The following is a 10,600-nucleotide window of genomic DNA, read 5'->3' on the forward strand; positions in this document are numbered from 1 at the left end:
CGGCCCTGGTGAGGGCCACTGTGGCATAGAACCGTCTCCACGTTTTCGGGGGATTGACAGGTAGTCGCGGCTGTGCAGACGCAAGATCACCGCTGCCAGGGGGCCGGCCAGGACCGCCACCCTGACCTGGTCGTCGCTGCCGGGCGTTTCGGGCGGTCCTGCAGTTCCCGGCGCTGATCGGCGGGCTGTGCGTGGCGTCGCGGCAGCGCTCGATCGGCTGGGGCCTGAAAGGCCGAGCCGTCAGCCGTTCCCCTCGATCCGTACCGTGCCAGCGGCCCCGTCGATCGTGATCAGCTGCCCGGTCTTGATCTCGTGCGTGGCGTTGCGGACGCAGATGACGGCCGGGATGCCGTACTCCCTGGCGACGGTGGGGCCATGCGCCATCGGCGACCCGGTCTCGGTCACCAGCCCCGCCGTCGTCAGGAACAACGGGGTCCAGCCGGGATCCGTGGTGGGGGCCACGAGGATCTCACCCGGCTCGATGCGCGCGTCGGCCGGGTCGCGGATCACCCGCGCCCGGCCGGTCGCCCGGCCGGCGGCCCCGGCCATCCCGGTCAGCACCCCGTCTTCCGCGGGCCCGGGCGGGGCGAGCGCCTCCACATCGGTCCCATCCGACAGCAGTGCCCCCGGGACGGCGGGCCGTCGCAGCTCCCGCTCGTATTCGGCACGGCGCGCCGCGACCAGGGCCCGATGGTCGGCTCCGTCGTGGACGGCGGCCCGGACCTCCGGCAGATCGAGGAACATGACGTCACCGGCGCGCTCCAGCAGGCCGCGGGAGACCAGGTCGGCTCCGATCAGCAGGAGCTGGCGGCGCGCCGCCTGAAGCGGCGACAGCCAGGCGAACTTCCCGATCTCCCGGAGCCCGGTGAGCTTGCGCGAGCGGCGCATGAAGAAGGTCGCGAGCCGGCCGCGCACCGGCCGGGTGCGCCGCGTTCGCCGTGACAGCGTCTCGATCATCTTCTCCGCCCTCTCGGCGGCCTGCCGGAACCGCAGGTCGGGTGCCTGACCGGGGTCGTCCACCCGGAGGTAGTTGGCGATCGTGGCGAAGAGGGGCGCCGGATCCTCCGCCCAGCGGGCCACGCCGACATCGATCTCGGCGGCCGCGCGCATGCCGTACCGGTCGAGGAAACCGGCCATCCCGATGTCGGGGAGCTCCCCCGCGCGATACTTCGCGGCGAGCTCCTGCGGTGGGGTGCCGAGGAACAGGTCGCGATGTTCGCGCGCGCTCACCGCGACCTGCCAGAGCGCGAGATCCATCTCCGTGGTCACGTTGTACGGCATCCCGCCCAGGACGATGTCCAGTTCCTCGGCGGCGGCGATGCCTTTCAGCAGCCCGGACGGCACGGTGCCGGCGAGTATCCCGGCCATCAGCGGCCACACGATCCCCATCATGTCGGGACTCATGACCGCCCGGTGGGAGTCCTCGACCACCCAGCGGAACCGCTCGGCCGACGTGGCCGGTTCGCTCGGCGGCACCGTCTGGCGCTTGATCTCCTGCACGGCGCGGTAGGCCCTGGCCCGGGCCGCGTCCGGCCGCGCCAGGCTCCGGGCGAGACCGAAAGCCGCACCGGGCGCCACCCGTGCCGTCATCTTCACGGCGCTGCCGAGGCGGAACGGCAGGCCGCGCCGCGGGGCGAACCGCGGATCGTCCAGCATGCGCTCGACGGCACCTTGCACCCGCGGCCCGTACACCTCCAGAGACGTCCGCAGCCCGTTCCGCATGGTCTTGTTGCGGACGAAACCGGTCAGATCGAAGTAGAGCCGCCCGCCGATGGGGACCAGCCGGGGCAGCGGATCGCGCGGATCGACCGTGGCGCCCACGCCTTTGAACCACATGCCCGAAGCCGTCTTGAGCAGCGACACCCCCATCGGCGTGGTCGGCCGGAGCATACCCTGGATGTGGCCGAACTCGAGGTAGAGCCGCATGTCATCGGTGTGCGGCGGGGCCGGGAACAGGGTGGTGATCGGCCGGGACTGCAGCAGCCACAGCGTGCCGTCCGCGTCGATCGCCCACTCGATGTCCTGCGGCGAGCCGAAGGACTCCTGCAGCCGCCGCCCGGCCTCCCGTAGTTCTTCGAGCTGGTCCCCGTCGAGGCATCCGCCGTCGTCGGGTGCGGCCGGCCCCTGGTGGCCGAGGACGTAGTGGTCGGGGACGACGGTGCCCTCGACGATGGCGGTACCCAGCCCCAGGGCGGCGTCGACGATCATCTCGGTGCGGCAGCCGGTGATCGGGTTGGCGGTGAACAGGACACCGGCGGCGACGGGGTCGATCATGCGCTGGACCACCACGGCCATGGCGGTCTCGTCGATGCCCAGCGCGGCGCGATAGGCCACGGCGCGTTCGGTGTGCAGGGAGTCCCAGCACCTGCGGACCGCGTCGAGGAGCGGTCCGGCGCCTTCGACGTCGAGGTAGGTGTCCTGCTGGCCGGCGAAGCTGGCGTCCGGCAGGTCCTCGGCGGTGGCGCTGGAACGCACGGCCACGCGTCCGCCGCCGAGCCGTTCGTAGGCGTCGATCAGTTCGTTCTCCGGCAGGTCCCGGGAGGCGTAGGACTCGACGGTCAGGCAGAAGCCGTCCGGGACGCGCTCACCCACCTTGATCATCTCGCCGAGCCCGGCGGCCTTGCCGCCCACCAGATCGATCATGGAGGAGTCGATCTCAGACAGCTGGATCAGTCGCATCCCGCATCCTCCTCGCGGCCTTCGCCTCGATCTCCATGGAGTGGAGCACGATCTGGCGCTCCTCCTCCGTGAACCGGTTCCAGAGCGCCATCTGCGCGTCGATCCGGATGGTCCGGATCCTCTGGAGAACGGCGGCGCCCTCCTGGCTGACGTGGATTCTGCGGACGCGGCGGCCGGCCTCGTCCTCGTCCTCGTACCGCTCGGCGAGCCCGCGTGGGCCAGCAACTAAACTATTCCCGTCGCGATCGGCCGTCCATCCCGTGGGTGCCGGAAATGCATTCGTGCGCGTCACGGCGTTGATCGGTGATCAAGCGTTGTGCGTCCCGGAGTCGCAAGGCCTACGCCGCGGCGTGATGGCCTGTCGTGCCGCGGCGCTTGGCCTGCCTGGCTGCGGTGACCACTTTCGCGCTCATCCGGCTGCCGCCGGGAAGTGATCATGACCAGGAGATCGAGATCCTGGCACCGCGGCACCGGCTGACGATCCTGCAGCGCCAGGCGGCCAGACCCGCTACCGGGTTTTCATGGTCATCCGCGGGTGCGGACCGGCAACGAGGTGAGCGCGCGTTTCATGCCCGGCTGCCAGGTGATCTCCTCCGACGGCACGGCCAGGGCGAGCCGGGGAAAGCGCTCGACCAGGGAGCGCAGCGCGATCTGGGTCTCGGCGCGGGCCAGGGCGGCGCCGAGGCAGTAGTGGATGCCGCGGCCGAAACCCAGGTGCCCGTTGTCGGGCCGGGACAGGTCGAGCAGGTCGGGGCCCTCGAAGCGGCGCGGGTCGCGGTTGGCCGCGGCGTACACCACCTGCACGGCCTCGCCCGCCGGGATCACCGTGCCGCCGAGTGCGACCGGCTGGAGCGTGTAACGCAGGACGGCGATCTCGGCCGGTCCGGTGCAGCGCAGGAACTCCTCCACCGCCGCCGGAATCCGCTGCGGGTCGGCGCGCAGGAAGGCGAGCAGGTCCGGGCGGGTGAGCAGCAGGTGCACGCTCTGGCTGAGGAGACCGACGGTGGTCTCGTGCCCGGCGATCAGGATGCTGACGGCCATCGCGATCAGTTCCTCGTCATCGAGCCGGTCGCGGTCGCGCACCGCGGCCAGGGCCGACAGCAGGTCCTCGCCGCCGCGCTCCCGCTTGCGCCCGATCAGTTCGGCCAAGTAGCCGACCAGGCCCCGGGCTCCGGTCGCGACCCGCTCCAGGTCGGGTGCGCTCAGGTCGGCGGCCCAGCCGCGCCAGACACCGCGGTCGGCCCCGGGGATGCCGAGCAGCTCGCAGATGACCTGGATCGGCAGCGGGTAGGCGAAGTCCTCGATGAGGTCGCACTCCTCCGGCAGGCCCACGATCAGGTCGTCGACGATCTGCTGGATGCGGGGGTGCAATCGCTCCACCCGCCGGGCGGTGAACTCCCGCGACACCAGCCGCCGCAGTCGCGTGTGGTCCGGCGGGTCGTAGGCGCCCAGCGTGCGCATCAGGTACGGGGCCACGTCCTCGGGCAGGCCCGCCGCGCCGGCCACGTCGATCGCGGACTGCTCGGCCACGTCGCTGCTGAAACGCGGGTCGGTCAGCACGGTCAGGCTCTCCGGGTAGCCGGTGACCAGCCAGATCGGCGTTCCGCCGAGGTATCGGCCGCGGCTGACCGGCCCGCCCGCCGCCAGGGCGGACCAGAACGCGTCCCGGTCGCGGGTGGTGAACAGATCGGCGAGCGATGCACTCATAGGGTCTCCAGGATCGAAGCGGCCTGGGCGGCGCCGTTCTCGGCGCGGATGCGCTCGCTGAGCGCCGCAGCGGCGCGGGCCATGGACGGGTCGGTGACGGCCCGGCCGGACGTCGCCGCGCGTGCGTGGGTGACGATGAGCGCCTTCATCGCGCTCCCCGCTCCTTTTTGACCGCGTCCCAGGCCGTCAGGACGCGCTCGTCGGCGAATACCCCGCGGGTGAAGATCTCGATGCCCGCGCGGGAGAAGCGCAGCATCGTCTCCATGTCGTGCACGTCGGACACGCCCAGCGCCCGCGACAGGTGCTCACCGAACGCCAGCGGCGCCAGCAGCCACGTCACATACAGCGCGGCACGGGCGCGCGGATCCTCACTCGGCTGCACCCAGCCCTCGCCCACTCCTTGGTCCAGCCAGCGCCCGGTCGCCTCGACGATCTCGTCGAACAGCGCCGCCGCCTGCGGCGTGCCGTCCAGGAACGCCCGCCCGAGGTAGCGCCGCACCGCGGCGCCCGCCTCCAGCATCGCCGCCAGCCCGGCCGTATCGCCGAGGTCGGCCTCCGGGCCGCCGCGCACCAGCGAGATCACGTGGTCGTCGCACGCCTTGCGCAAGCCCTCCTTGGTCGCGAAGTGGTGCAGCACCAGGGCGTGGGAGACGCCGGCGCGGGAGGCGACCGCCCGCAGGCTCACCCGGTTGACGCCTTCGGCGCCGAACAGCTCCAGCGCGGCGTTGCGGATCCGGGCCCGCGCGTTCAGATCATCATCTACTGATCGCATGGTCAGTATACTAACCAAATGGTCAATCTTCAGGGAAGACGTTGCTCAGTGTGGACGTCCCGCAGAGACCTCGCCGCTACCGAGGAGACCGGGCGCCACCGCCTCGCAGCACGTACACGTGGCGGGTGCCGGTGAAACGGGTGATGAGCGGTCCCGCGACCGCCAGGATGAAGACGTAGGCGGCCACCAATGGGGCCAGTACAGGATGCTGGGCCGCGGCCAGACCGATGATGACGATGGAGAACTCGCCCCGGGCGATCAACGCGGCCCCCGCACGGGCCCGGGCACGCGCGCCCACCCCGTCGCGGGAGGCGGCGTAGCGGCCGGTGACGACCTTGGTCGCACCGGTGACCACCGCCAACGCTACGGCGGCGGGCAGCACCGGCGGCAGCTCGCCGGCGTCCACCGACAGGCCGATGGCCACGAAGAACACCGCGGCGAACAGATCGCGCAGCGAGGCGATCACGACACCGGCGCGCTCGGCCGTCTCCCCGGTGACCGTGAGCCCGACCAGGAAGGCGCCCACCGCGGCCGAGGCGTGGATGTACTCCGCCAGCGCCGCCACGACCAGGGTGATGCCCAGCAGCCGGAGCATGAGCTGCTCGGAATCCGGATGCGCCACCAGCCGGCCGACGTGGTGGCCCCACCGGTAGGAGGTGGCGAAAGCCGCCAGAACCGCGCCGACCGCGACCACCACCCCGAGCCCGGCCTGCCACCAGGTGCCGCCGGAGACCAGCACCGCCAGCACCGGCAGGTAGGCGGCCATCGCGAAGTCCTCCAGCACCAGCACCGACAGCACGGCCGACGTCTCCCGATTGCCCAGCCGGCGCAGATCCCCCAGAAGCCGGGCGATGATCCCCGAGGAGGAGATGTAGGTGGCGCCGGCCAGCGCCAGGACGCTCACGCCATCCAGACCCAGCAGCCACCCGGCCACCGCGCCGGGCACGGCGTTCAGCACCAGGTCGACCACGGCGGAGGGCACATGACGCCGCATGCTCACGGTGAACTCACCGATGGAGAACTCCAGGCCGAGCGCCAGGAGCAGCAGCACGATCCCGATGGAGGCCCCCACACGCAGGAACTCCCCGGCGGCGGGCACGGGCAGCGCGCTTCCCTCACCCAGCACCAGGCCCGTCAGCAGGTAGAGCGGCACCGGCGACAAGGTCAGACGGCGCGCCATCGCGCCCAGGACGCTGAGCGCGACCAGAATCAGACCCAGCTCGAGCAGCAGGGCAGCCGAGACGTGCACCGCTCAGCCCCGCAGGATGCGGGTCACGTCGGCGATGCCCTGATCGGTCCCGATCACCACCAGGACGTCACCGGCCCGCAGCACCTCCTGCGGGCCCGGCGAGGCGATGACCTCCTCGCCGCGGACGACCGCCACCACCGACGCACCGGTACGGGTACGGGCCCTGGTGTGCCCCAGCGGCCGGCCGACGTAAGGCGAACCGTCCGGCAGCTCCACCCGGCCCGACTCCAACCCGGGCACCTCCCGGGTCAGGTCGGCGAACCGCTCGGCGATGCGCGGCGCTCCCAGGATCTGGGCCAGGGTCTCGGCCTCCTCCTCGTTCAACCGGAACACCGGCCGGGCCTCGTCCCGGTCGTCGCCGTAGACGACCACCTCGAAGTCGCCCGTACGGCGTGCGACGACGCCGATCAGGTCCCCTTCGTGGTTGGTGAACTCGTACCGCAGCCCGACCCCGGGCAGGAGCACCTCGTTGACGTCCATGCGCCCATCATCACGGCGGACGCACCCGATGATCTCCGGCGGCGGCCCGGACCGCGTCCGTGTCGCGCGACCGCCGCCCGGAACCCGGCACGCGGAGGAACCGCACCGTGAACCGCCGGCCCTCAAGCCGGCGGACCCGTGCCCGGCGCGGTGAAGGTGCTCAGCGGGTGTGGTCGGCCCGCTGCCACCAGATGGCCGTGGCCAGTGTCCCGGCTCCTCCGACGACCGCCACCAGCAGGTAGCCGACCGGCCCGGGCGCGTCCTGGCCCGGCCCGGCGATGCCGGCCAGCAGTCCCGGAACCGACCAGGGGAAGGAGGCGCCGTAGCCGAGGGCGGCGATCACCTGGGCGGCGAACAGCGCGGCGAACATCGTCCCGACCGCGGCCAGGTATCCGCGTCCGGCGCTGGCGGCCAGCGCGAACGGCGTGGTCAGCGCAAACGTCAGCGCCGCGACCAGCAGGATGCGGCCCGCTCCGGCGGCCAGGACCGGCACCGAGGCGCCGGGCAGGCCGAGCAGCGCGCCGATGAGCAGGCCGAGCGCGATCACCTGCAGGGCCAGCAGCAACGACCAGCCGGCCAGGGCGGTGAACTTGGCTGCCACGACGGCGGTGCGGGAGGTGGGCAGGGCCAGCAGGTCCTTGGCGGTGTGGTCGCTGAACTCGCGGCCGAACAGCCAGACGGCGGTCATCCCGTAGATCAGCAGGCCGCCCACGGCCACCGCCTGGGCCAGCAGGACCAGGTAGCCGGGCCAGTCGGCACTGGCTCCGGTGAGCTGTGCCTTGTCGCCGAGCATGCCGAGTGTGCGGGCGCGGCGGGGGTCGGCCAGGATGAACATGAACAACCCGCACACGCCCGTGGCGAGGGTGAAGGCCGCGGCGGTCAGCGCGGGCAGGCGGCTGCGCCGTACTTTGAGCAGTTCCGCCCACAGGGCCTCACGCATCGCCGGCTCCCACCACGCGCAGGAAATAGGCTTCCAGGTCTTCTTCTTCGACCAGGAGCCGGACGGGCGGGCACCCGGCCCGCGCCAGCAGAGCGGCGACCTCGTCGGAGTGCTCGATCGCCCGGGTGCCGGTGAGCGTGATCGGTCCCTCACCGTGCGGGGTGAACCCGGCGGCGGCCAGGACCGCGCGGGCGGCGGCGTCGTCGCGGGTGGACACGGTCAGCCACCGCCGCAGGTGCCCCTCCAGCCCGGCGGCGTCGACCTCCTGCAGAAGCCGGCCCCGGTGGATGATGCCGATGCGGGTGGCCAGGCGGGCGACCTCGGCCAGGATGTGGCTGGACAGGAACACGGTGACGCCGTGCTCGCGGGCCAACCCGGCCAGCAGCGTGCGGATCTCCACCACGCCCGCGGGGTCGAGGCCGTTGACCGGCTCGTCCAGGATCAGCAGGTCGGGGGTGTGGATGAGGGCCTTGGCCAGGGCCAGGCGCTGCAGGTTGCCCATGGACAGGGCGCGGGCGCGGCGGTCGGCATAAGGCCGCAGCGCCAGGCGGTCGATGGCCTCGTCGACCGTGCCGGAGGGCAGGCGGCGCAGCCGGGCGACGACCTTCAGGTTCTCCCGTACGGTCAGCTCCGGGTAGGCCGCCGGGGCCTCCACCAGGTAGCCGACCCGGGCCCAGGCCGAGCGGTCTCCCCCGGTGACGTGCGCGCCCAGCACCGCGGCCGCACCGTCCGTGGGTGTGATCATGCCCAGCAGCATGCGGATCAGCGTGGTCTTGCCCGCGCCGTTGAGGCCGAGCAGCGCGTAGACGGCTCCGGGCTCGACGCTCAGGGTGACGTCGTCGACCGCGACGACGTCACCGTAGTGCTTGCTCACCGCGGTGGTCCGGACGGCGGGCACGGCTCCGGCGCGGCGCGCATCCCGCACCTCCGTGCTCATGAGGTGGGCTCCCCGTGCACCCGGTCACGCAGGCGGCGGGCGACGCCGTACCAGGCGGGCACGTCGCGCTCGTCGTCGAACCAGCGGGCCACGACGATGTCGGTGGACGAGTGCAGCAGGATCGACAGCACGATGGTGACCGCGATCAGCTGGAACTCCTGGCCGGCCGCGGCGATGCCCGAAGACAGCACGATCAGGCCGTAGACCACCGACGCGAACCCCTTGGGCCCGAACCACGCCACCGCGGCCTGTTCGCGCATCGACAGGCCGGAGCCCAGGAAGGAGATCCAGATGGCGATCGGCCGGGCCGCCACCAGCGCCAGGACGGCGAACAGCCATCCGCTCCAGCCGACCGCGCCCAGCAGGGCCGGAGTGATGAGCGCGCCGAACACCAGCAGGGCGGCCAGCTTGAACAGCTCCGCGATCAACTCGCCGAAGTGCTCGAACGCCTCCCGCTGGCGCTGCCCGAAGGTGGCGACCGTGATGCCCGCGGCGAAGGCGGCCAGGAACAGGTTGCCGTGGGTGACCTTGCCCAGCGCCAGCACGAGCAGGCCGATCGCCAGCGCGTTCAGCGGCTCGTAGGCGGTGGAGGCGGAGAACCAGCGGGTCTGCTCCAGCTTGATCGCCAGCCACGGCACGGCCACCCCGATGAGCAGGCCGAGACCGAGTTCCAGCCCGAGCTCGCCCAGGTGCAGATTGTGCGAACCGGCGGCCAGGGCCAGAAAGACCATGACGAAGGGCAGCGCCAGACCGTCGTTGACGCCGGATTCGACGTTGAGCAACTGGCGCAGCCGGGGCGGCACTTTTTCGTTGCCGACCAGCGCGGCGGCGAAGACCGGGTCAGTGGGGGCCAGGACCGCTCCGATGAGCAGGGACTCGATCCAGCCCAGGCCGATCAGGTAGTGCGCGAGCAGCGCGGTGATCACCAGGGTGAGCGGCAGGCCCCAGCCGAGCGCCCGGCCCGGCAGCCGCCAGGCGCCGCGCAGGTCGGCCCAGCCGACCCGCATGCCGTCGGTGAACAGCACCGCGAACAGCGCCAGCTCTGCCAGCGTGCCGACGACCTCGTCCTCGGCGGTGATCGACACCACGCCCAGGACGCCGTCGCCCAGCACGAACCCCGCGACCAGGAACAGCGCCGCCGTGGACAGGATCGTGCGGTGGGCCAGGCTGGACAGCAGGACCGCCACCAGCAGCAGGCCGGCGAAGGCCGGAAGCAGCGTGCCCATCAGCGGTCCACCCCGTGCGAGCAGAACCTGTCAGCCGGGCGATCCGTCGCATGCCGCATCATCGGCGCCTCCGTCGTAGTCGACACGAAAATCGTCATTGCCGACCAGACTTCCCGGCGCACCGCGCCCCACCGTAGCAGCAGGCGCTCAGGGGCGAACAGGCAGGAGGGGCCGGCCAGGAAGCTTCCCGGGACGGATCACCGCGGCACACGACACCGGGACGGATACGTACGAGGCCCCCGAACACCACGCCGGCAAGTCGCCGCCGGCGAGACCAGGGCCGGCCCTGACTCTGCCTCGTCCGGGCGACGATGGCCGCGGTCTCCTCTCGACTGCGGGTCCCCGACCCATGGTCGGGAACTCACCTCGCGCTCCCCGCTCATTCGAATGCGGCGAGGTGGGAGACGGCGTCCTCGGTCGTGGCGTAGGACTGCACCCTCCCGTCCAGTTCGGTGATCTTCAGTATGCGCAGCAACCGGTCGTTGCGACCGCTCAGCACGAGTCGCCCTCCCCCGCCTTCGATCTCGTGCAGCACGGCCGTCAGGACACTGAGAGGGCTTTACGTGAGCCGAAGTCTTTGATGTCACAGTGTGATCGATTGGATTTGTAT

At 71.8% G+C, this 10,600-nt stretch carries 11 protein-coding genes; all 11 read right to left on the bottom strand.

Features of this window, described 5'->3' with window-relative positions; genetic code table 11:
- Positions 1–240 precede the first annotated feature (240 nt).
- Positions 241–2,679 carry a PEP/pyruvate-binding domain-containing protein gene (locus IEZ06_RS34930; RefSeq protein WP_189240950.1) on the bottom strand — a complete coding sequence of 813 codons (2,439 nt, stop codon included), beginning with the start codon at positions 2,677–2,679 and terminating at the stop codon, positions 241–243.
- Complete coding sequence (locus IEZ06_RS34935; RefSeq protein ID WP_189240951.1) at positions 2,657–2,971, bottom strand: helix-turn-helix domain-containing protein; 315 nt, start codon at positions 2,969–2,971, stop codon at positions 2,657–2,659. Before IEZ06_RS34935 ends, IEZ06_RS34930 begins: the two co-directional genes overlap by 23 nt.
- A 233-nt stretch (positions 2,972–3,204) precedes the next feature.
- Entirely contained in the window at positions 3,205–4,386 is a 1,182-nt protein-coding gene (locus tag IEZ06_RS34940; protein WP_189240952.1) for a cytochrome P450 family protein, read from the bottom strand.
- Positions 4,383–4,535, bottom strand: coding sequence for a hypothetical protein (locus tag IEZ06_RS34945; protein ID WP_189240953.1), 153 nt, complete (start codon positions 4,533–4,535; stop codon positions 4,383–4,385). Before IEZ06_RS34945 ends, IEZ06_RS34940 begins: the two co-directional genes overlap by 4 nt.
- Positions 4,532–5,158, bottom strand: a complete 627-nt coding sequence (locus IEZ06_RS34950; RefSeq protein WP_189240954.1) for a TetR/AcrR family transcriptional regulator — start codon at positions 5,156–5,158, stop codon at positions 4,532–4,534. The genes IEZ06_RS34945 and IEZ06_RS34950 overlap by 4 nt, the downstream gene beginning before the upstream one ends.
- A 76-nt stretch (positions 5,159–5,234) precedes the next feature.
- On the bottom strand, positions 5,235–6,407 hold the full coding sequence (locus IEZ06_RS34955) for a cation:proton antiporter (RefSeq protein WP_189240955.1): 1,173 nt from the start codon (positions 6,405–6,407) through the stop codon (positions 5,235–5,237).
- Positions 6,408–6,410: 3 nt separating this feature from the next.
- Entirely contained in the window at positions 6,411–6,887 is a 477-nt protein-coding gene (locus IEZ06_RS34960; protein WP_189240956.1) for a cation:proton antiporter regulatory subunit, read from the bottom strand.
- Positions 6,888–7,047: 160 nt separating this feature from the next.
- Positions 7,048–7,827 carry an ABC transporter permease gene (locus IEZ06_RS34965; protein WP_189240957.1) on the bottom strand — a complete coding sequence of 260 codons (780 nt, stop codon included), beginning with the start codon at positions 7,825–7,827 and terminating at the stop codon, positions 7,048–7,050.
- Positions 7,820–8,764 (bottom strand): ABC transporter ATP-binding protein, encoded by a 945-nt coding sequence (locus IEZ06_RS34970; protein WP_189240958.1) that lies wholly within the window; start codon positions 8,762–8,764, stop codon positions 7,820–7,822. Before IEZ06_RS34970 ends, IEZ06_RS34965 begins: the two co-directional genes overlap by 8 nt.
- Positions 8,761–9,990, bottom strand: coding sequence for a cation:proton antiporter (locus tag IEZ06_RS34975; RefSeq protein ID WP_189240959.1), 1,230 nt, complete (start codon positions 9,988–9,990; stop codon positions 8,761–8,763). Before IEZ06_RS34975 ends, IEZ06_RS34970 begins: the two co-directional genes overlap by 4 nt.
- Before the next feature lie 379 nt (positions 9,991–10,369).
- A complete protein-coding gene (locus IEZ06_RS34980) occupies positions 10,370–10,525 on the bottom strand; it encodes a hypothetical protein (RefSeq protein WP_189240960.1) in 156 nt (51 codons plus the stop codon).
- Between the last annotated feature and the right edge of the window lie 75 nt (positions 10,526–10,600).

The sequence above is a fragment of the Planomonospora antibiotica genome, from assembly GCF_014647955.1.
GTDB classification, from domain to species: domain Bacteria; phylum Actinomycetota; class Actinomycetes; order Streptosporangiales; family Streptosporangiaceae; genus Planomonospora; species Planomonospora parontospora.

Bases quoted from the DNA above. Each gene is read 5' to 3' on its own strand.
- IEZ06_RS34930 (WP_189240950.1), bottom strand. From the start codon at position 2,679: ATGCGACTGATCCAGCTGTCTGAGATCGACTCCTCCATGATCGATCTG.
- IEZ06_RS34940 (WP_189240952.1), bottom strand. From the start codon at position 4,386: ATGAGTGCATCGCTCGCCGATCTGTTCACCACCCGCGACCGGGACGCG.
- IEZ06_RS34945 (WP_189240953.1), bottom strand. From the start codon at position 4,535: ATGAAGGCGCTCATCGTCACCCACGCACGCGCGGCGACGTCCGGCCGG.
- IEZ06_RS34950 (WP_189240954.1), bottom strand. From the start codon at position 5,158: ATGCGATCAGTAGATGATGATCTGAACGCGCGGGCCCGGATCCGCAAC.
- IEZ06_RS34960 (WP_189240956.1), bottom strand. From the start codon at position 6,887: ATGGACGTCAACGAGGTGCTCCTGCCCGGGGTCGGGCTGCGGTACGAG.
- IEZ06_RS34965 (WP_189240957.1), bottom strand. From the start codon at position 7,827: ATGCGTGAGGCCCTGTGGGCGGAACTGCTCAAAGTACGGCGCAGCCGC.
- IEZ06_RS34970 (WP_189240958.1), bottom strand. From the start codon at position 8,764: ATGAGCACGGAGGTGCGGGATGCGCGCCGCGCCGGAGCCGTGCCCGCC.
- IEZ06_RS34975 (WP_189240959.1), bottom strand. From the start codon at position 9,990: ATGGGCACGCTGCTTCCGGCCTTCGCCGGCCTGCTGCTGGTGGCGGTC.